Source organism: Megamonas funiformis (genome assembly GCF_010669225.1).
Lineage (GTDB): Bacteria > Bacillota > Negativicutes > Selenomonadales > Selenomonadaceae > Megamonas > Megamonas funiformis.
This window is the reverse complement of the sequence record NZ_CP048627.1, coordinates 2183744-2205433: the sequence shown is the minus strand read 5'-3', so window position 1 is coordinate 2205433 and position 21690 is coordinate 2183744. Positions and strand designations below refer to the sequence as shown.

At 27.6% G+C, this 21690-nt stretch carries 19 protein-coding genes; 11 read left to right on the top strand and 8 right to left on the bottom strand.

The window, feature by feature from the left end:
• Window positions 1-4 precede the first annotated feature (4 nt).
• The 7 genes from GXM21_RS11070 (at window position 5) to GXM21_RS11040 (ending at window position 6178) form a co-directional block, all read left to right on the top strand.
• Window positions 5-274, top strand: coding sequence for an AlbA family DNA-binding domain-containing protein (locus GXM21_RS11070; protein ID WP_008539624.1), 270 nt, complete (start codon window positions 5-7; stop codon window positions 272-274).
• Between the two features lie 26 nt (window positions 275-300).
• A complete protein-coding gene (locus tag GXM21_RS11065) occupies window positions 301-1527 on the top strand; it encodes a DUF8451 domain-containing protein (RefSeq protein ID WP_008539625.1) in 1227 nt (408 codons plus the stop codon).
• A gap of 97 nt (window positions 1528-1624) precedes the next feature.
• A complete protein-coding gene (locus GXM21_RS11060; protein WP_008539626.1) occupies window positions 1625-2659 on the top strand; it encodes a glycosyltransferase family 4 protein in 1035 nt (344 codons plus the stop codon).
• The gene (locus tag GXM21_RS11055; RefSeq protein ID WP_008539627.1) at window positions 2656-3639 is read left to right on the top strand and encodes a glycosyltransferase family 2 protein; all 984 of its coding nucleotides are present in this window, start codon (window positions 2656-2658) and stop codon (window positions 3637-3639) included. The genes GXM21_RS11060 and GXM21_RS11055 overlap by 4 nt, the downstream gene beginning before the upstream one ends.
• Before the next feature lie 20 nt (window positions 3640-3659).
• The gene (locus GXM21_RS11050; RefSeq protein WP_008539628.1) at window positions 3660-4628 is read left to right on the top strand and encodes a glycosyltransferase family 8 protein; all 969 of its coding nucleotides are present in this window, start codon (window positions 3660-3662) and stop codon (window positions 4626-4628) included.
• A gap of 12 nt (window positions 4629-4640) precedes the next feature.
• Entirely contained in the window at window positions 4641-5723 is a 1083-nt protein-coding gene (locus tag GXM21_RS11045; RefSeq protein WP_008539629.1) for a glycosyltransferase family 52, read from the top strand.
• A gap of 29 nt (window positions 5724-5752) precedes the next feature.
• The gene (locus tag GXM21_RS11040) at window positions 5753-6178 is read left to right on the top strand and encodes a hypothetical protein (RefSeq protein ID WP_008539630.1); all 426 of its coding nucleotides are present in this window, start codon (window positions 5753-5755) and stop codon (window positions 6176-6178) included.
• 3 nt (window positions 6179-6181) lie between these two features.
• Here GXM21_RS11040 and GXM21_RS11035 read toward each other — a convergent pair whose 3' ends face one another.
• The 3 genes from GXM21_RS11035 to GXM21_RS13085 are packed head-to-tail and all read right to left on the bottom strand — an operon-like array spanning window position 6182 to window position 8863.
• Entirely contained in the window at window positions 6182-7159 is a 978-nt protein-coding gene (locus GXM21_RS11035; protein WP_008539632.1) for a glycosyltransferase family 2 protein, read from the bottom strand.
• Window positions 7156-8109, bottom strand: a complete 954-nt coding sequence (locus GXM21_RS11030) for a glycosyltransferase family 2 protein (protein WP_008539634.1) — start codon at window positions 8107-8109, stop codon at window positions 7156-7158. Before GXM21_RS11030 ends, GXM21_RS11035 begins: the two co-directional genes overlap by 4 nt.
• Window positions 8102-8863, bottom strand: a complete 762-nt coding sequence (locus GXM21_RS13085; protein WP_244263886.1) for an O-antigen ligase family protein — start codon at window positions 8861-8863, stop codon at window positions 8102-8104. The genes GXM21_RS11030 and GXM21_RS13085 overlap by 8 nt, the downstream gene beginning before the upstream one ends.
• 566 nt (window positions 8864-9429) lie before the next feature.
• Between GXM21_RS13085 and GXM21_RS11020 the strand changes: the two genes are divergently transcribed.
• On the top strand, window positions 9430-10305 hold the full coding sequence (locus GXM21_RS11020) for an IS982 family transposase (protein WP_018999377.1): 876 nt from the start codon (window positions 9430-9432) through the stop codon (window positions 10303-10305).
• Window positions 10306-10598: 293 nt separating this feature from the next.
• On the opposite strand, the gene GXM21_RS11015 is transcribed toward GXM21_RS11020, so the two are convergent.
• Window positions 10599-11366: a hypothetical protein gene (locus GXM21_RS11015; protein WP_008539638.1), complete on the bottom strand. Its 768-nt coding sequence runs from the start codon at window positions 11364-11366 to the stop codon at window positions 10599-10601.
• Window positions 11367-11882: 516 nt separating this feature from the next.
• Here GXM21_RS11015 and GXM21_RS13080 point away from each other — a divergent pair.
• From GXM21_RS13080 to GXM21_RS11000, 3 genes are all read left to right on the top strand, one after another.
• Window positions 11883-12197, top strand: coding sequence for a hypothetical protein (locus GXM21_RS13080; protein WP_225092139.1), 315 nt, complete (start codon window positions 11883-11885; stop codon window positions 12195-12197).
• A gap of 118 nt (window positions 12198-12315) precedes the next feature.
• Window positions 12316-13044 (top strand): plasmid pRiA4b ORF-3 family protein, encoded by a 729-nt coding sequence (locus tag GXM21_RS11005; RefSeq protein WP_008539639.1) that lies wholly within the window; start codon window positions 12316-12318, stop codon window positions 13042-13044.
• A gap of 34 nt (window positions 13045-13078) precedes the next feature.
• A complete protein-coding gene (locus GXM21_RS11000) occupies window positions 13079-13876 on the top strand; it encodes a Cof-type HAD-IIB family hydrolase (protein WP_008539640.1) in 798 nt (265 codons plus the stop codon).
• 398 nt (window positions 13877-14274) lie between these two features.
• On the opposite strand, the gene htpG is transcribed toward GXM21_RS11000, so the two are convergent.
• From htpG to GXM21_RS10980, 4 genes are all read right to left on the bottom strand, one after another.
• The gene (htpG, locus tag GXM21_RS10995; RefSeq protein WP_008539641.1) at window positions 14275-16230 is read right to left on the bottom strand and encodes a molecular chaperone HtpG; all 1956 of its coding nucleotides are present in this window, start codon (window positions 16228-16230) and stop codon (window positions 14275-14277) included.
• Between the two features lie 156 nt (window positions 16231-16386).
• A complete protein-coding gene (locus GXM21_RS10990; RefSeq protein ID WP_008539642.1) occupies window positions 16387-16983 on the bottom strand; it encodes a hypothetical protein in 597 nt (198 codons plus the stop codon).
• 143 nt (window positions 16984-17126) lie between these two features.
• Entirely contained in the window at window positions 17127-20288 is a 3162-nt protein-coding gene (locus GXM21_RS10985) for an efflux RND transporter permease subunit (protein WP_008539643.1), read from the bottom strand.
• 16 nt (window positions 20289-20304) lie between these two features.
• The gene (locus GXM21_RS10980) at window positions 20305-21501 is read right to left on the bottom strand and encodes an efflux RND transporter periplasmic adaptor subunit (RefSeq protein ID WP_008539645.1); all 1197 of its coding nucleotides are present in this window, start codon (window positions 21499-21501) and stop codon (window positions 20305-20307) included.
• Window positions 21502-21690: the final 189 nt, after the last annotated feature.

Sequence of the window (21690 nt, the reverse complement as noted above, 5' to 3'; positions counted from 1 at the left end):
TTAAATGAAGACAGAAGAAAATATAGTTACTTTTATAAATAATTTAGAAGCAGAAAATCAAGATATAGAATGTAAACAGTGCAAGAGAATTTTACCGAAAGATCTTTGGTCAACATATAGTGCGTTTGCAAATACACATGGTGGTAAAATTATTTTAGGTATTACTGAGATAAAAAATATAGAGAAAAATATAAATTTGAAATTACAGGTGTTGAAAACCCAACTAAAGTATGTGATGATTTTTGGACATGTATATCAAATACTAATAAAGTAAATTATAATCTTTTATCTAATAACGATGTGCAAATAAAAAAAATAGAAGATAAATCAATAATAATTATTAATGTACCAGAAGCAACTCATCAGCAAAAACCTATTTACTTAAATAATGTATTAACAAATACATATATTAGGTTAAATTCAGCAGATGTAAAAGTTAATATAGAACAGTTACAAATATTATTGAGAAATAGAAATTTAGCTCAAGATGTGGGTTTATTAAAAAATTATACAATAGAAAGAGATTTAGATTTATTATCTATACAAAAATATAGGCAACATATTTTTGAGCATACACATGATACAAAATACTTAGATATGGATGTATCAAAGTTCCTAATACAAATGGGAGCTTTAAAATTAGATTATAATGATAATAAATATTATATAACAGAAGGTGGTTTATTATTTTTTGGAAAAATAGATGCTATAATAAATAGATTTCCACATTTTCATTTAGATTATTTTGATAGAAGAGGAAATAATGCAAGATGGAGTGATAGAGTAGCTTCTGATGATATGTCTTTTTTAAATTTAAATTTAATGAATTATTTTTTTCTTATAATGGAAAAATTACAAAGTACAATAACAGATGATTTTGAACTGGAGAAAAATTTGATAAGAAAATCTCCAGAAAAGTTATTAGTGATTCTAAGAGAGGCATTAATAAATATGATTGTCCATGCTGATTATTATGTAAGTACATCATCTATAATTGTTAATGTATATAGTAATTATTATGAATTTAATAATCCAGGAATGATGTTAGTTTCTACGGAAGAATTTATAAAAGGTGGAAATTCATGTCCGAGAAATACAGTAATAATGACATTGTTTAGAAGATTAGGTTTATCAGAGAGAGCAGGTTCTGGTGGACCAGAAATATTTGATTTTGCAATTACTAATAGTTTTAAACAACCACAGGTAGAAACTAATTTCAAAGAAACAAACATAAAAATATGGAAAGTAGATTTAGTTTCTACATATCCGAATTTATCAAAGGAAGCTAAGTTAATTTTTACTTATATTGATAAAAATGGTAAAAATAAATATACAGCAAAAGAATTAAAAGAAGAATTAAAACTTAGTAAATATGTTTTTCAAAGAGCAATAAAAGAATTAAGTAATACTGATCTAATAGTAATCACAGGTAATGGACGAGGTAGAGCATATTCAAAATCATTAACAAAATTAGAGCTTTATGTAGGTGTACAAAAATTAGCAGATAGATTAAGAATGGGAAATTAATTGGATGGTAATTGGATGGTAATTGGATGGTAAAAGTTGAAAAAGCTTGAATTTAAAGGATGTAATTGGATGGTAAAATTAAAAGGAAGTGAAGTAATTGAAAAAAATTTTAAGTATTGTATCTGGTAATCCGTCAGGTTCACTTAATATTGCAATAGATATAAGTAATTATTTAAAAACTAAGGGTTATGAAGTTATAGATATTTTTCGTAAATACAATAATACTGATTTAAAAGGTATTATTGTTATAAAAGACAAATTTACTATAGATTATATATTGTCTTTAGGTGAGTTTATTAGACATAGTAAACCAGATTTAATTATTGTTCATGGATATAGTACACATATTTGGACTAAATTAGCCTTAGTATATGCTAAAATACCAGTAAAATTAATACATGTAGAACATAATACAGAAAAATATACTGCTTTTAGAAGATATTTAACACAAAAATTAGATAAATATACAGACAAATATATTTGTGTATCTAAGGGTGTAGCTAATCACTTGATTAAGCAAGGTATAGATAAATCAAAAGTAGAAGTAATTTATAATGGTATTGATATACAAAGTTTTGATTTAGCAAAGGAAAAGCATGACATTTTCACAGTAGGAATGGTTGCTCGTTTCAGTAAACAAAAAGATCAAATGACTTTGATTAAAGCGATAGAGTATTTGATTAAAGAAAAAAATGAAAAAATTAATTTGTTATTAATGGGCATAGGAAAAACTAGAAAAAAATGTGAAAAGTATATTTCTGAACATAATTTAGATAATAATATAAAAATAATAGAAGGTAATTTTAAAGATTTAATAGTAAAAACAGATTTATTTGTATTGGCTACACATTATGAGGGGTTACCATTAGTATTATGTGAAGCAATGGCTTCAAAAACACCAATAATAGCAACTGATGTTCCAGGCGTAAATGAAATTGTATTAAATGAAAAAACGGGATTATTAGTAAAAGAAAATGAAGTATCAGATTTAGCTAATAATATATTAAGAATGAAAAATGATGAAAATATAAGAGAATTTTTTAGTGAAAAAGCATATAGATTTATTAATGAAGAGTTTAATCTAGAACTTATGTATAAAAATTATGAGAGAAGGATAAAAGAATTTTTATGATTAGTATAATAGTACCAATATATAATGTAGAATTATATTTGGAAAAATGTATAGAATCAATAATAAATCAAACATATAAAGATATAGAGGTAATATTAATAAATGATGGTTCAACTGATAAAAGTGGAATTATATGTGATAAATATGCGAAGATTGATGATAGAATAATAGTATTACATAAAGAAAATGGAGGTGTTAGTTCTGCTAGGAATAAAGGATTAGATATTGCTAAAGGTGATTATATTGCTTTTGTAGATCCAGATGATTATATTGAACCTAATATGTATGAAGAAATGTTTGGGATTATAAAAACTTTTGGTGTAGACATTGTTAGTTGTAATTATCAACAAATTGATGAAAATAATAAGAATAGTATATTTTTTAAATTAGATAAAGATGAGATTTTTAAAGATAAGAATAAATTAATAGAAGTTATTTTTAAATATAGAAATTTTGATATGATTATTTTTAATAAATTATATAAATCTAATATTTTTAGGAATATTAGATTTCCCATAGGAGTAAATTTAGGAGAAGATTTAAGAATTCTATATCCGACTATAAAATATGCAAAATCTTTTTATTGCATGAAAAAAGTTTTTTATAATAAAAGAATAAGAAAGAGTAGTTTAACTAGTAATAAAAAAATTGAGGCATATTTAAATAATGTAAGAGAACATGAATTGTTTTTACAAAATGTAAAAAATGATAAAACTTTAGATTATATAAACTGTTATAATGCTTGTAGTGTAAATTTATATAGACATTATAAAAGATTATTAGATAGGATATATACTTTATCTGATAGAGAAGAATATAAAAAAATAGAGAATGAAACTAGAAAAAAATTAATAAATTTATATAAAAATAATAATTTATCAATAAAATATAAAAGACAAATATGTTTATTAAAATATAATGCTAGTTTATATGAGAAATATAGAAGATTATCAATGTTTTGGAAAAAGTTAAAAAAATAAAGATAATGTAGAGGTTTGTAATGAATGATTTTGTAAAAGAAAAAATAATATATAATATGAATAATATGAATTATAATTCATATATAAATATAGGATTTGGTATAGACAAAAATTTTATTAGACCTATGGGAGTATCAATGACTTCAATAGTGAAAAATAATCCAAATGAAAATATTATTTTTCATATATTTATTGATACTATAGATTTTATTTCCTTAAATTTGCTAGAAAAATTTGCAAAACAGTATAATATAGCAATGATAATTTATATTATAAATCCAAATATTTTTAATAAATTACCATCCACAACACATTTTGCAAAAGCCACATATAATAGATTATTAATGCCTAAAATTTTAAATAATATAGTAGATAGATTAATTTATATTGATGCGGATATACAATGTTTTGGTAGTTTATCAAATTTGATGAAATTAGATTTGAAAAATAATATAGTAGCAGTAGTTGGTGATTTAAAATATGTAAGAGAAAAACAAATAAAATTATTATCGTTAAAAAGTAATCAATATTTTAATGCAGGTTTTATGTATATTGATGTAAAAAAATGGAATGAAGAAAATATATCTGATAAAGTTATAAAAGTATCTTTTGATAATGTTGGAAATTTACCATGGTTAGATCAAGATGCATTAAATATAATATTAGATAATAAATGTTTATATTTAGATAAAAAATATGACTTTTTATTAAATATGAAACATAAGAAAAGGAAAGTACCTGAAAATGTGATTTTTGTACATTATGTAGGTAGATATAAACCTTGGACTAAATGGTGTTTACACCCATTTAAAAAACATTTTTTATCAGTTTCAAAAGAGTCATTATGGAGAAATATTCCTTTAATTGAACCTGTTAATTATAAAAGTATGAAAATGATGGGGCGTTCTAGTTTTCTTTATGGAAAATATATTAATGCCTTTTATTGGTATTTAAAATATGCTGTTTATAAAATAAAAAGTAAATTATAGAGGAAATAAATTATGAAAAATTTATTTGTAGTAAATACGCCATATCATTTATTAACGTGTTTTATATTAGCTCATAGTATTTATAAAAAAGATGAAAATTATTTAGTATTAATGCATCCTCATGGATATGAAAAATGGAAAACAAATAAGTTAATGACATATATGTCAACTACAAAATGTGGATATAAACAAGTCTTTTTATTATTAGATTGGTTATCTAGTAAGAATAAAAAAGAATCTTATCGTAAACAAGCCAATTATGTAAAAGAAAATATTAAACCTTTAAATATTGATAAAGTTTTTATTGGGGTAGATATATCTCCTGTAAATCAATTATTAGTAATGGCTGTTGGTAAAAATGAATTTTATCGTTTTGAAGATGGTGTATATTCATATATCAATGAAAATAGAAGGCGTAAAAAAAGTCATGCGTTATTTCATAAAGTAAAAACATATTTATTAAAATGGATATCAGGAATACATGGGAATATGTATATTAATACGGAAGCAGAAGGTGAAAGTCCTGCTGGAAAATTGGATATCATGTATCAACCATGGCTTTTACAAAGAAAATCACCTGCGACAAAAGAAATAACTGTTGAAATGATAAATCAAGCAATGCAAAATTTAAAATCTCAGCAGTTATTAAAAGAGGTATTTAAAGAGAATAGTGTATTATATTTAAGTCAACCAATGGTAGAAAAAGGTTTATTTACAGTAGAAGAAGAAGTAAATTGTTTGAGAAAAATATTATCTACATTAGGGGAAAAAGCAGTTTTATATTATAAACCTCATCCAAATGATAGTAAGGAAAAATTAAACTATTATAAAAAGAATTTTAAACAGTTGAAGATTTATAAAGAAATAGAGCCGGCAGAATTATTATTTTATGCAAATACTAAATTAAAAGCGGTAATAAGTTATCAATCATCAGCGTTATTAAATGTAGAAAAATTTTCAACTAATAAAGTAAAAGTGATTAGTTTAAGTAAAGTGTTTTTTAAGAAAGTAAATATACCATACAAATTACTTTTTATAAAATCGAAAGTAATTTTTTTAGAAAATGAACAAGATATAAATAGTATTATTAAATAAAACAATATTATTTTAAGAAGGTAAAAATAATGGATGATTTAGTATTCAATATAAATATGTTATTGGTTGTAATTGCTATTATTGCGGTATTTATAATTTTTGTATTTAGAAAAAAAGTTAAAATAGCAATTAAAAATAATAATGATAATAATGTTAAAAAATATATAGTTTTTGCAATTAAATATTGTAGCAAAAGAGAAAAATTTTTAGGTGTTAAGAGATTAAGAGAAATTGTTGAAGATGTTTATTTAAATAATTATTGTATGTTCAATGCATTAGCAATATCCTTATTTATAGCGTGTTGTGGACTTATGTTAAATACAATTGCTAATAAAAATACAATAGGATTAGTCTTTATTATGTTCATGATGTGTATATTAATAGTTTTGAAAATAGAATTAGATTATATAATAAAGAAAAAGATATTATTAAAAATAGACAAAGAGATAAAATAGATATTATTTTTTAAATAATATTATTAATCTACGATATAATTCTATATTAAAACAACGTTTTAATATTCCAAATTTTATTTTTAGAGATAGCTGGGGTTTTTTATAAAGATTTTTTAATAAATAAATTAAAGCTAATTCATAATTCTTATATTGATTTCTATTAGCAGAAAATAGAATATCATCAAGAGAGTTCTTTAAAATACGAAATAACATTTCTGTTGATTCTTTATTATGATTAGCAAAAATATAAAAATCAACAGCAGACATAATTTTGGCTTCAATAGAATCGATATTAATAATATTATACTTTTTTTCTTGAATATGTTTACCAATGATACTATCATTTCTACGTCTATAATAATATAAAGTATCAGGTATAACTAAAATGTTGTTGCATTGATTGAGTATATATATAGCTGAAAAAGTATCTTCAAATAATTTTCCATATGGAAACTTTATATTATTAAATATTTTTCTTTTATATACTTTATTCCATGCAGTAACATTCATTTCATATTTATTAAATAAATCTTTAGCAAAAGTAGAGTGAAATTCTTGTTGAGCGTAAAATTTTAAGTTATTAAAAAGTAAATGAGGAGATATTTTATCTTTATTATAATAATCATAATAATTAAATGTAATTATGTCTGCGTTATATTGTTTTATATATTGATTTAGAATAGTAAAAGTGTTTATATCAATAAAATCATCAGAATCAATAAAGGAGATATAATCTCCAGAGGCATAAGATATACCAACATTTCTAGCATCACTTAAACCACCATTTTTTTTATGAATAGTTTTTATTCTAGTATCTTTTTTAGAATATTGTTCGCAAATTAAGCCAGAGGAATCAGTAGAACCATCATCAATTAGAAGAATTTCTAAATTTTTATATGTTTGATTTATAACACTATCTAAGCAAGTTGCAAGATATTTTTCTACATTATAAACAGGAATGATTATACTTATTTTAATCATAAAAACCTCCTTAATAGAGTTCTAAGTAGAAATAAAATATATCTTTTAAGGATACGATATTTTATATTTAAAGGTAAAGTGGTTAATAATAATTTTTTTAATTGATAAATTAATATTTTTTGATATAAAGTATAACAATTTTTTTTCATGCATATATCAAAAGCATTTTTATAAGAATTAAAAAGGAGTATATTTTTATAAGGATAATTAGGAAAATAGTATGCATAGTCTAAAGAAAAAATTATATAAGTTTCAATAGCTTCTATATTTATTGTTTGTTTATTAGAAAGATTAATAAGGCTATTTATTCGATTATTTCTATAATAATATAATGCTTGAGGTATTACACAAATTATATTTGCTTTCATAAGAGTAGGTAAAAAAATAGAAAGATCTTCTAATGTTTTCTTATAAGGAAATTTTATATTATCAAATATAGATTTTTTATACAATTTGGACCAAAGATGAGAGTGTTCATAATATTTATTAATAAATAAATCAATACCTAATTTATTTATTGCAAAAGGTAATTTATAGAGTTTATTTTCATTAAATATATTTACTATATTATAATGTTCGTTAGAAAAATAATTATAATAATTACACCAAACAATATCAGCATTTGTTTTTTGTTGCTCATTATAGAGTAGTTCATACATATTAAGTTCTATAAAATCATCTGGGTCAACAAAACCTATAAAATCACCAGTACACTTCTCTAATCCTAGATTACGAGCAGAACTAACACCTTCATTTTTTTTATGAAAAACATGGATGCGATTATCTACTTTAGCATAATTGTCACAAATTTTACCAGAATTGTCAGTAGAACCATCATTTATCAAAATAATTTCCAAATTTTTATATGTTTGATTAATAATACTATCTAAACATTGTGGTAAATATTGTTCTACGTTATAAATAGGAATAATAATACTAATTTTATTCATATTGATGCTCCTGTTTTATATAAGAATTTAAAATCAAATATATTCCTGTAAATAAGTAAAATATATAAGTTAATTCTTTTAAATTGTATGATGAATATAAACAATCTGTTAAGCAACCAATAGAATATGCTAATATGCAAGCTAAATAAGATAAATTAATAGGATTTTTGTTTTTTATAAAAGTTTTTACGCTATTAAAAATAAAATATAATATTAGCAATAAATAACTAATACCTCCTAAAATACCAGCTTCAGATAATTTTTCTAAGAACGTATTGTGTGGGTGACGTTGGTATTCTCTGGCTAAAGGAGAACGATATTCTGAAATATAGTTAGTATAGTAATTTCCATAGCCTACACCAAAAATAGGATGTTCAATAAACATATTAGAAGCTGATTGCCACATTAATAAACGTTCATAATTAGGTTGGTTTTCATAGCTATTATTAGTAATACTTTCTAATCTATTTGTAGATTGTGGAGACATTTGGAAGATTCCAAAGCTATAGATAGCTATACAGCAAATGATAAGAAATGCTTTGAATTTATTTTTTATTCCTAGGAAAATTACTAATGGAAAAATGATACAAAAAGCTAACCAAACAATACGAGTATTTTCAAATATTAAAGCAGGAATATTTATAAAAATAGTAAAACGAAATAACCAATGTAATTTATTATAATATGTAGTTTTATTTAGAGAATAAGTTAGAATAAATGGTATTATTAATAAATTAACACCAGCTAAAAACATATAATGAAAATCACATAATCCTACAGGACGACCAACTTCTCCTAAATAAGAATGATATAAAATAATTAAGGCATTTATAGATAATGAAATAGAAAAAGTTGATAATAATATTAAAAATTTCTTATAGGTTATTTTATAAATAAAAAATATAATTAGTCCAATTAGAGGATTTAGAACGTCAGATTTATATTCAGTAATATTATCTAATTGTAATAAGTTATTAGATATAAGAGATATAAATAAACAGGTGATAAATAATATTATAAAATGAATATGTTTTGTGGATAAATTAATTTTGGGTTTAATAAAAAATAATTTTAAAATACATATATAAAAAGCGAAAAATAAAAATTTGGTATTAATATTAGTAATAAAAGTTAATGAATAAATAACTAGACAAGCAAAAATAAGATTATCTAGACTAGATATAATCTTCTCTTTTGACATAATGAAATCTCCATTAATATAATTAGATCTTACGTATTGTGCTAGTTAAAATTTTTACTTGCAAAAAAAGTTCAACAAGAGTACATTTCTAAGTATTTCATCACAAAGAAGTGTATCTAATGTTGAACCAATCTCATTGTAAGCTAAATACTTTAAAATTTCAATCCCATTTATTAAATTGGTACAAATTTATTCAACCTTTATACCAAAAATATGTTCCTTCTTCTATTCGCCATCGCAGAAATATTCAGCACTGTAAATTAGATGATGTCCTTGTTATTTCTTTACTTTGTTGGCAAGTTGAGCTTAAAATTACTACTCAGCTTCGTTTTTATTACTTTTTGCAAAATAATATTTTTCCTAAATCTTCTCTTCCTGAGCGTTCACGTTTTAATCGTATTTGCAATAATGCTTTTTGTTTTTTGCAATGGATACGTATTGGTATATTAAAACAACATTCAAATAATCCTAAATACACAATTATTGACAGTTTACCACTACCATTATGTCAACCTCTTCGTAATAAAAGATGTAAAGTACTTACAGATTATGCAGATATTGGCTATAATGCCACTAAAAAGCAATATTATTATGGATTGAAAGGTAGCTTTGAAGTAGGAAGTGATGGATACATTTGGGCATATACATTGAGTAAAGCATCTAAACATGATATAAAAATGGTAGAAGATTTGTTAAGACAATATAGATGTCAATATATTTTAGCAGACCAAGGATATCTAAGTAATGAATTAAAAAAGAAATTGGAAAAAGAAGGAATATGGTTTTGGACACCATCAAGAAAAAATATGAAAGAAAAGAAACAAGAAAATAGTAAATTTCTAAAAAAGAAGAGGAAATATATAGAGACAGTATTTTCTAAATTAGTAAATTTATTTGATATAGAAAGAATAAGAGTACAATCTATTTTAGGATTTCGATTAAGATTGGAACAATGTTTATTAGTTTATACAATAAAAAATGAACTAGCACAATGAGTTAATATTATATTTTTCAGCTAATTTTTGTAGATTATTGAGATTTTCTTTGGAAATAATAGAAGAGATTATATGAAAATGAAACTTTTCTTAAGGATTATTTTTACAGAAAGAAACAATAGATGTAGAACAACAGCGAACATAATTATTATCAATTCCATAACCAATATGAGTTATAGCATTAGTTGTACTTAGTAGAAAAGAATAGTGTATGGTATTTTTTATTGAGTTTTTTAGTTGATACATAATATAACCTCAGTAATTTTTTATTAAATTTGGATAGTTAAATAGTTTTATTTAGGCATGAGTTTAATTTTTAACGCATTAGGAAGTAATGGTGATATTTGTAATTTTGAATAATTTAAATTTAGTGTGCCTATTGTAGCAATATAATATTCAGCATTTTCATCTATAATATCGCGTATAGTATTTCTAAATATTTTAAAGCGGGAAGTCCATTCTTGGTTTTTATTTTTAGCTTTAAACTCTAAAAGATAAAATTTTTTATTATTTTTATCAATGATATTTTGTTTGATTTTAATATTCTCACCATAGAAAAGATAAATATCATTACCAATAATATTTGGATCTAAATAAGAATTAACTTTTTTTTGTGGTAGAGCGCCAGAAACAGAATTATTTATATCATAAACTAATAAAGGATTTTTATGATTATTTGAATTGGTTTTAGAGTAATTTGTTGAAGTGTTACTTGTTATATTTTTTCGTGTTAATAAATGTAAAATAGAATTTAATTTATCTTCAACTTGATTGGAAGATAAACTGGTAATATATTTTTTAATACTGGAATTAGAGGCATATTTATAATTGTATGAACAATTAGGAGCATGGCTCGATGATGGAATTCTTTTTAAATAAGCTTTATGTTTAGAGGTTTCATGGCAGAATGTTAATTGAGCTTGAAGACATTCCGGACAAAACATGTTGTTAATAAAAGGAGCAATATTTTCATCATGAGATCGAGAAGCATTAATTAAAGAATCTATACTTAAAATTGTTTGTTTAGGCTTAAAATAAAATTTATCAAAAACGCGCGACATAAAATCATACTACTTTCTATAATAAATTATTAATAATATACCTGTTGTGTTAGTTAAAAAATAGCTTGAAAAAAGGTTTAACAAGAGTACATTTCTAAGTATACCAACTCAAAGAAGTGTGCATAATGTTGAAGCAATATCATTGTAAATCAAATAATTTCAAATTTTAACTTCGTATTCGATATCGTAGAAATGTTACTCAATCAAAATTAAACGATGCTGTTATTCTTTCTTTATTATGTTGGCAGGTTTTTTTAGATATTACAAATCAATTCCGTTTTTATTCCTTTTTGAAAAATATTGTTTTTAAACCAGGTCAAATTCTTGAACTTTCCCGTTTTAATCGTATTTGCTGTAATGCTCTTTTTTCCCTACAATACATGCGTATGTATGTATCAGTTTATCTGAAAACTATTCTCCAAATCCTGCTTATTTGATTATGGACAGCTTACCATTGCCGGCTTGTGCTAATGCTAAAAAAAACAGTATTATTACGGATTTAAAGGATATTTTGAAATTGATAACAACGGACTAATAAGAGCATATGTTGTAACGAAAGCTTCAAAAACTGATACTGCATTGGTAAAAACGTTGCTTAGTGAATACAGATGTAGTAAAGTTATTGCAGATAAGGGATATATGAAGATACGGGAAGATGAAAAAATAACAAATGATTTAAAAAGAAAGAGAAGATATATAGAAACATTTTTTTCTAGTTGGGTAAATCTATTCGACATAGAAAGAATATGTGTTAAATCTTTAATAGGATTTCAACTAAGATTGGAACAATGCTTTTTAGTATACACAGTACAATTATTAGAAATTAACTAGCACAACGGATATATTAATATATTTTAGTTTTTTCTTATGGTACAATATTCCTATAGATAATGCAAATATTTTTATAAGAAGAATTTAAAAAATTATAATGAAGAAAAGGTAATATATTATGACAAATTGTTTGATTTATCAATTTAATGCTGAATTAAAAGGTTATAAACCAAGAATGTGGCGTCGTTTTCAAGTTTCGGAAGATATTTCTTTAGCAAGATTAGCATATATTGTTATGACTCTTTTTGAAATGAGAGCTAATCATTTGTTTGATTTTGAATTTAAGATGGAATTGAATAAATCTAAATTAATAAAGGAATTGGGAAGAGAAAATATAGAGATACCAAGAAAATTTTTATTAAATATAATAAAGATAGGATTACCTGATAGTGAAACTAATGAATTAGATAAAAGGATTTATGACTTTAATATTTTTGATGTGAAAATGAAACACTTTATTACACCAATGATGCCTAAAACTAGATTTACATATGATTTTGGTGATGATTGGGAAATAAATGTAAAATTAGAAAAAATTATCATAGATGAAACATTATCGAAAAAGGATTTACCACGTGTATTAAAAGGTAAAGGATATGGTATTATTGAAGATTGTGGTGGTATTGATGGATTAAAAAGTATTGCTGAAGCCTATAGTGAAAAAAGTGGTGAAGAATATGAAAATTATTGTGAATGGTTATTAGATGATGATATAGATTTAGCATCCTTTGATATAGTAGATATGAATAATAGATTGAAAAATATTCCAAGAATTTATGAAAAAATTTATGAGCATGGAATATATCCTACAGAGCAAGAAATAGAATTGATTGAAAGAGATTATTAAAATAAAGATAAAATTTTTAGTAATGAGGTATGTTATGAAAGCAGTATTTTTTGATATTGATGGAACTTTGATTGAAGGTACACATCCAGATTATCGTTATATGCGTGAAAACGTACAAAAAGCGATTCGTAAATTACAAGAGCAAGGTCATTATGTATTTATTGCTAGTGGTCGTTCACTTGCTTTTCTTGATGAAAAAATAAGAAATTTTGGTTTTGATGGTTATGTATTGCTCAATGGTTCAGTTATATTTTTTCATGATAAGATTATTTATAGAGCGCCACTTGAAAAATCTTTTGTGGAAAAAATCACATCTATTTGTGATGAACATGATATGCAATACAGTTTACAAGGAGATTTTCATACTTATGTAGATAAAAAATTTGAATATCTAATCTATCGTTTAGGGCAGTATGGAATATTTGCTGACCAACTGACTTTCGATTATGATAAAAAAGCTATAGATGTTTATAAATTAGAAATAGATTCACCTAGACATGAAGATAGAAAATATATTATAGAGAATTTGCCTGAAGATATGACTTATGTAGAGGATATGAACCATAATTATTGTCATTTAGAAGTTTATGCTAAAGAAAATTCCAAAGCTACAGGAGCATTAAAGGTTTTAGAATTATTGAATATAGATATAAAAGATAGCTATGCTTTTGGTGACGGAGATAATGATATTGAAATTTTATCTACAGTGGGAATGGGTATGGCAATGGCAAATGGCAGTGTAAAAGCTAGAAATAGTGCTAAAATTGTAGTTCCATCAGTATTTGAAGATGGTGTAGCTTATGGTATTGAAAGATATATTTTAAGTAAATAGGATTTTTTTAATTTATCTAGAATAAGATAGAGAGAATATATTTTATTAATAAATTTTTTTAGATATGGAAGGTTGGGGCATCAACCTTCTTTGGAGAGATATAGTAAGACCTGCTATTTTAGTAGGCAAGTATCGTTTGTATCCAAGAATCCCCTGCCTTTAGGCATGGGGAGTATGTCAAAAGAACATTTCCACTTTATTTAGAAGATGATACAAATGCTAATCCGACTGGTGGCATTTGTGAAATTCAATATAAATTAGTTGATGGTGAAGCTTGCCGAATTTTAAAACTTGTTAAATACACTATTTATAATATTGTAGATGAAAAAGTAATGAAATAAAATCATAAATAAAAATCCTACAGATAAATTCTGTAGGATTTTTTTATATAAATATAATTATTTAGCCATCAATTCAGCGATTTTATTAGCAATTGCAGCTGGGTCTTCTGGCATCATACCTTCGATGAGAAGTGCTTGAGCATATAAAAGTGAGCAATAATCTTTGAAGGCAGTACTTTCTTTGCCTTGTTCATGTACTTTTTGTAAACGAGCAAATAAATCATGTTTTGGATTGATTTCTAAGATACGTCTAGCTTTGAACATTGGATTATTTGCATCAGCAAAAGCTTGTTCCATAGCAAAGCTTGGACCTTGTTCGTCAGCTACTAAGCAAACAGCAGAAGATTTTAAACGGCTACTGATTTTTACTTCAGCAACTTTATCACCGAGAGTTTCTTTGATATCTTTGATTAAATCTTCATTGGATTTTGCGATTGTTTCAGTTTCTTTTTTCACTTCTTGAGATTCAACATCATCAAGGTCTAAATCGCCACGGCTAATGGAGTGGAATGGTTTACCTTCATATTCACGCATAACTTCAATAGCGAATTCATCAACGTTATCAAGGAAGTATAATACATCAATACCTTTATCGCGTAGAATTTCCATCTGTGGTAAGCTATCGATACTTGCACGGTCTTTACCTGTAGCATAATAGATTTTTTTCTGGCTTTCAGGCATATTTTCTACATATTCTTTTAAAGTGATGAGTTTATCTTCTTTGGAAGTTGTGAATAAGAGTAAATCTTTTAATTTATTTACTACATCACTGCCACCATTGTATACACTGCCATAGATACCGATTTTTAAGGATTTACCGTATTCTTTCCAGAATTGTTCATATTTACTGCGGTCTTTTTTGAGTGTATTTGCTAATTGTTTTAAGATAGTTTTTTCTAAGTTTTTACCGATTAATTTTAATTCACGGCTCTGTTGTAAAAGTTCACGAGAGATATTTAAGGAGAAATCAGGAGAGTCAACTAAACCTTTAACGAAGCGGAGATATTCAGGTAAGAGGTCTTTGCATTTATCCATGATGAATACATGGCGAGAATAAAGCTGTAAGCCTGGTTCATAGTCGCTATGATAAAGATTGTAAGGAGCATGTGCAGGGAAGAATAAAAGGGAAGTGTATTCGATATTACCTTCGATTTTATTGTGCATTACTTCCATTGGTTTTTCCCAATCATGGAAAAGATTTTGATAGAATTCAGTGTATTCTTCTTCTTTGATTTCAGATTTATTTTTAGCCCAAAGTGGTTGCATGGAGTTTAAGATGCGAACTTCATTTTTCTTGATAGTACCAGCACCTTCGATTGGTTTACCATCAGCATCTTTTGGCTGTTCTTCAATGACAAAGTTCATTTTGATTGGGTAACGAACATAATCGGAATATTTTTTTACAAGAGATTGTAATTTATATGTGTCAGTGAAGTTTTCTTCAGCTTTATCACCATAGAATTCAGGTAAAAGTGTGATAGTGATATTAGTACCACGGCTATCTTTAGTGCATTCTTCGATAGTGTAAGAACCGTCAGCTGTGGATTCCCATTTATAAGCTTGAGCTTCGCCGGCTTTTCTGGAAACTACAGTGATTTTTTCAGCTACCATGAAAGCGGAGTAAAAACCTACACCGAATTGACCGATTAAATCTTTTTGAGTGTCATTGTCGCCTTCTTTAGCTTGTTGAAGTTTTTCCAAGAATGCTTTTGTACCAGATTTTGCGATAGTACCTAAGTTTTCAATGAGTTCTTCTCTATTCATACCAAGACCATTATCAGAAATAGTTAATGTATGGCTAGCTTCATCAGGAATTAAGAAAATTTCATAATCGCTATTGCCTTCGAGTAAATCACGATTTGTAAGTGATTCAAAATGTAATTTATCGATTGCATCAGAAGCATTGGAAATTAATTCACGAAGGAATATTTCACGGTTTGTATAAATAGAATGTATCATTAAATCGAGTAATTTTTTAGTTTCAGCTTGAAATTGATGTGTTTCTTTAGCCAAGATTTGTCACTCCTAAATTTAGATTAAAAATGAATTATTAGCACTCTAATACAAAGAGTGCTAACCGTTAATTATTATTATATAATTATAGGTCAAAATGTCAATAGAGAATAAAAGAAAAAGCCAGTTATACTGGCTTTTTCTCTATTTTTAAGATTATTTATCATTGAAGGATAATAAACCATATTGGTAATTATTAATATCATCTTCAGTTAATGCTGATTTTGATGATAAAACGATACAGTAATTGGATTTTGCACCTTTAAAATATGTTTCGATATGTTGTCCTTCTTGTTCAATTGTTTTATCTACTTGACCATCTTTATCTGTATCGATTTGGATAGTTTTTGCAGTAACAGCATAAATAGCATTATGTCCTTGAATTGGAACAAGAGAAATCGCTTCATATCCACGTTCAATAGCTAATCGAGTAAATAAATCTTGTCTAGCTTCATCAGTTAAATTATCAAGGTCAGGGAAAGTATCATTACTGAAAGCATTTGGGGAAATAACCCAGTATTTTGTAGGGTTATGACCATCTGTTTCAAATATGAGAACATCTCCTTGTTCTTGAGGGGAAAGAATACTCAAATTAATTACAGCGAGAGGTTTTTCAGGACATTTTATACTGTAACCGAAGCGTTCGCTAGTATATAAATATCCGTCTGCTGCAAAACTTGTGCCTGGCATAGCTGCTACAGCTAGTAGTGTAAAAATACTCATAAAAGTCAGAAACATTCTTTTTAAAATCATAAGTATATCTCCTTAAATTTATAGAATAAGATGCTATAAATTTATAGCATCTTATTCATAGTATTTATTTAGCCAATTATATCATAGATAAGCATAAAAAGCGATTTTTATTTTATATCAAAAGATAATATTGGTCAAAAAAATTACATAAATTTATCGACTTCGGATTTTGGTTTAACTTTCTTATCTCCAGTGAGCCAAGAAGTTATTTTCATAACAACAAGATACATAACAGGGATTAAGAATACACCTAAGATAGTGGCAAAAATCATACCACCAACAACGGCAATACCCATGTTATTACGAGCAGCAGCACCAGCACCAGTTGCTACAGCAAGTGGTAAACAGCCGATGATGAATGCAAGAGATGTCATTATGATTGGACGAAGACGAAGTTTTGCCGCTTCTAAAGCAGCTTTTAATGGTTTCATACCAGTATCAACACGAACTTTAGCGAATTCTACGATAAGAATAGCGTTCTTAGCTGCCAAACCGATGATAACGATGATACCGATTTGCATATAGATACTGATTTGCATATTTAAGACATATGCAGATAATAAAGCACCAAAGATACCAGTTGGAACAGTCAACAATACAGCATATGGTACGCTCCAGCTTTCGTATAAAGCAGCAAGGCATAAGAATACGAATACAAGAGCAAGAGCCATAACTTGAGTTGTAGAGCTTGTTGCAGCACGTTCTTCACGGCTTTGACCAGACCAGTCAATATTAAATCCAGTAGGTGCCACTTCTTTTACAACTTCTTCGATAGCAGCCATGGCTTGACCAGAGCTATATCCATCTTTTGGACTACCTTGAATTGTAACACTTCTGCTAGCATTGAAACGAGAGATGATAGCAGGACCTGAATCTAATTTTGGTTTAATTATAGTATTTAATGGAACCATTTGACCATTAGATCCGCGAATAAAGATGAAACGTGTTGTATCAGCTTCATTACGGAAATTGCTATCTGCTTGCATTACTACTTTATAAGTACGACCAAATTGGTTGAAATCGTTGATTTCTGTACCACCAAAGTTTACTTGGAGAGCAGTGAACACATCAGAGATATTTAAACCTAAGTTTTTAACTTTTTCACGGTCTACTTCAAATTCATATATTGGTGATTTTATACTGTAAGTAGTATATACACCTTGAAGTTCTGGACGCTGATTAGCGGCAGCAACGATTTTTTTAGTGATAGTATCTAATTCTTCATTAGTATGACCGCTCATATCTTGTAATTGAAGATTGAAACCACTGACCATACCAAGACCTGGAAGGGAAGGTGGGTTCATAGCGATGATAGAAGCTTCTGGGTAATTCATACCTTGCTTAAATGCCATACCAACTTCAGCATCGATACTTGTTTCTGGGGTAGTTCTTTCACTCCATGGTTTTAAACCAACGAAGAAAGTAGCTGCACTAGATTTTGCACCACCAGATAAAATATCATAACCAGAAATACCCATAACCTGGTCAACACCTGGATTTTGTTTGAGTTCAGCAGATAATTTATCCACTATTTCTTCTGTACGATTTAAAGAAGTACCTTCAGGTAATGTTACAGAAGCAAGATAGAAACCTTGGTCTTCTGGAGGAATGAATGTAGTTGGTAATATTCTAAATAAACCAGCCATGAGAGCTGTGATAATTACAAGAAATACTACGCAAAGTTTAGCTTTACCAATGAGGAAAGCAATACATTTTACATATCCTCTAGTCATCCAATTCATGAATTGGTTAAATCTAATAAAGAAACTGCCTATAGTAGAGTCTTTATTTTCATTAGGAGTATGTGGTTTTAACAAAGTAGCACAAAGTGCAGGTGTAAGTGTTAAAGCCACAAAGGCAGATAATGCCATAGAAATAGCAATAGTCAAAGCGAACTGACGATATAAAACCCCTGTCATACCGCCTAAACCTGCTACTGGTACGAATACAGAGGCAAGTGTGAAGGCAATAGCGACAACTGGACCTTGTACCTCGTCCATAGCACGACCTGTTGCTTCTTTAGGGTCAAGACCATCTTCTGCCATATGACGCTCAACGTTTTCGATAACAACGATAGCATCATCGACAACAAGCCCGATGGCAAGAACCATACCGAATAAGGTAAGTGTATTAATAGTAAAGTCTAATACAATGAAGGCTGCAAAAGTACCGATAAGGGAAACTGGTACAGCGAGCATTGGAATTAAAGTTGCACGCCAGCTCTGTAAGAAGATATATACAATGAGCATAACGAGTAAGAGGGCTTCAACAAATGTTTTAACAACTTCCTGAATAGATTCGCTGATATATGTTGTATTATCTACAACTGCTTCATATTCTAAATCAGGAGGGAAGTCTGCTTTAGCTTCTTCAAGGATTTCTTTTACTTGGCTTACAGTATCCATTGCGTTAGCATCACTTGTAAGTTGAACGCCGAAAGCTACAGCATTTTGATTATTATATTTAGCAGAAATATTATTTGTACGAGCGCCGGTTTCTACTTTAGCAATATCTTTTACGCGAACAAAAGAACCACTATTATTATCAGAACGAATAATAATGTTTCCAAATTCTTCAGGTGTTATTAAACGACCTTGAACTTTACCTGTATATTGGAATTCTTGGTCTTTTGGTGCAGGCATCTGACCGATTGTACCAGCAGGAGCCTGAATGTTTTGTTCTTTTACTGCACTGACAACATCAGCTACAGTAAGACCAAGTTCTGCTAATTTATCAGGATTGATCCAAAGACGCATTGCATAGTCAGCACCGAATACGTTTAAGTCCCCAACACCTGGAACACGTTTGATTTTATCTACGAGATAAATATCAGCATAGTTTTTTAAGAAAACACTATCATAAGTACCGTTAGGTGATGTCAAAGTCAATACCATTGCCATATCACTAGAGGCTTTACGAGTAGTAAGACCGTATGTTTGAACATCAGTTGGTAAGCTTGGTTCAGCAGTAGAAGCATTGTTTTGTACTTTTACTGAGTCCATATCACCATCAGTACCTAATTTGAAGACTACTTGTAAGCTATATCTACCATCATTTGAAGCAGTAGAACTCATATAGTCCATGCCTTCAACACCGTTTACTTGCTGTTCAACTACTTGAGCAACAGTTTCATTTACAGTATCAGCATTGGCACCTGTATAAGTTGTGCTTACAGTAATTGTAGGTGGAGAAATCTGTGGATATTGTGCTATTGGTAGATTAAAAGCAGAGATTGTACCTAAAATTACAATGATTAAAGATATAACAATAGCAAATATCGGACGATTTATAAAGAATCTTGACAATTATAGCACCCCCTGGTTAAAAAGTTAAACCTAATTCTTCAGGAGTTACTATGGTGACGTTAAGAGGAACGCCTTCTTGTAATTTAGTAAGACCTTCAACAACAACAACGTCATTAGTATCTAAACCATCTTTAACAATCCAATAACTACCAACTTTATCACCTAAAGTAACAGCTTTACTTACAGATTTATTATCTGGACCTACTACAGTTACAAAAGTTTTTTCAAGAATTTGTTGTACTGCACGTTGTGGAATTAAAGTAGCATTTGGAATTACTTGTCCAGAAATTTTTACACGAGCGAACATACCAGGAAGTAAAAGACCATCTGGATTATCAAATAAAGCATTGATTGCAAGTGTACCAGTATTTGTAGTTAAAGAACGATCTACTTGCACAAGGTGACCAGAAACAGGATATTCTGTGCCATCACTTAAAGTGATAGTTACATTGTTAGTATCACTATTAAAGAAAGATGCAAGATTTAAATATTCATTTTCACTTACATTAAATTGAGCATATACCTGGTCTACAGAGCCCATTGTTACAAGAACTGTACTTCCAGCAGTAGCATAAGCACCTACATCAATATCATTGATATCAAGTTTACCAGAAGTTGGGGCATAAACAACTGTATCATCTAAATCTTCTTGAGCTTTTTTTACAAGAGCAGCATTGGAATCAATGATTGCTTGCTGAGCTTGCAATGATGCAGTTAAAGCTTCTACTTGAGATTGTTGAGTTGCAGCTTGTTGATCGGAAATTGCGTTTTGAGATAATAATGTTTGGTAACGGTTATTATCTACTTGAGCATTTTGTAATGTAGCTAAAGCATTTTGATAATTAGCTTGAGATTGAGCTAATGTTGCTTGAGCTGAGAGCAATGTACTTTCATATTGACGACTGTCAATTTTGTAAAGTGGTTGACCTGCTTGTACGAATTCGCCACCTGTAATATATTTTTCAACAATTGTGCCTGAAACACGAGAAGTGATTTTTACTTCATCTGTTGATTTGATATTACCAGCATATTCATAATTAAGTGGTGTATCACGTTTGATTACCTGCATTGCTTTTACAGTTGCAGGACCACCTGCTGTTTTGTTGCCCTGTGATGTAGCTGTTAACTTAGAATATGCAAGATATCCAATAAGTGCTATAACTACTATGGCTACAACTAGGATAACAGCTTTTTTCTTTGATTGTGTGGCCAAAATTATTAAACCTCCTTTGATAAATTTCAAAAGCTGTGCTTTAGCACAGCTTTATAATCAGCTTTTTAGATTTTTTATAAATAGCTGATAGTACACAAGTATTTACTATTATCGTGTTCTATAGTATAGTATATCTATTGAAAAGTCAAGAATTTTGCACTCTTGAAGACAGTTTTTAATCTGGTTTTA

Excerpts from the sequence above, each read along its gene's own strand:
- GXM21_RS11020 (WP_018999377.1), top strand. The coding sequence starts at position 9,430 with ATGTTGAACCAATCTCATTGTAAGCTAAATACTTTAAAATTTCAATCC.
- GXM21_RS11015 (WP_008539638.1), bottom strand. The coding sequence starts at position 11,366 with ATGTCGCGCGTTTTTGATAAATTTTATTTTAAGCCTAAACAAACAATT.
- GXM21_RS11040 (WP_008539630.1), top strand. The coding sequence starts at position 5,753 with ATGGATGATTTAGTATTCAATATAAATATGTTATTGGTTGTAATTGCT.
- GXM21_RS11050 (WP_008539628.1), top strand. The coding sequence starts at position 3,660 with ATGAATGATTTTGTAAAAGAAAAAATAATATATAATATGAATAATATG.
- GXM21_RS11055 (WP_008539627.1), top strand. The coding sequence starts at position 2,656 with ATGATTAGTATAATAGTACCAATATATAATGTAGAATTATATTTGGAA.
- GXM21_RS11030 (WP_008539634.1), bottom strand. The coding sequence starts at position 8,109 with ATGAATAAAATTAGTATTATTATTCCTATTTATAACGTAGAACAATAT.
- GXM21_RS11070 (WP_008539624.1), top strand. The coding sequence starts at position 5 with ATGAAGACAGAAGAAAATATAGTTACTTTTATAAATAATTTAGAAGCA.
- GXM21_RS10990 (WP_008539642.1), bottom strand. The coding sequence starts at position 16,983 with ATGATTTTAAAAAGAATGTTTCTGACTTTTATGAGTATTTTTACACTA.
- GXM21_RS13085 (WP_244263886.1), bottom strand. The coding sequence starts at position 8,863 with ATGTTTTTAGCTGGTGTTAATTTATTAATAATACCATTTATTCTAACT.
- GXM21_RS11000 (WP_008539640.1), top strand. The coding sequence starts at position 13,079 with ATGAAAGCAGTATTTTTTGATATTGATGGAACTTTGATTGAAGGTACA.
- GXM21_RS11045 (WP_008539629.1), top strand. The coding sequence starts at position 4,641 with ATGAAAAATTTATTTGTAGTAAATACGCCATATCATTTATTAACGTGT.
- GXM21_RS11035 (WP_008539632.1), bottom strand. The coding sequence starts at position 7,159 with ATGATTAAAATAAGTATAATCATTCCTGTTTATAATGTAGAAAAATAT.
- GXM21_RS11005 (WP_008539639.1), top strand. The coding sequence starts at position 12,316 with ATGACAAATTGTTTGATTTATCAATTTAATGCTGAATTAAAAGGTTAT.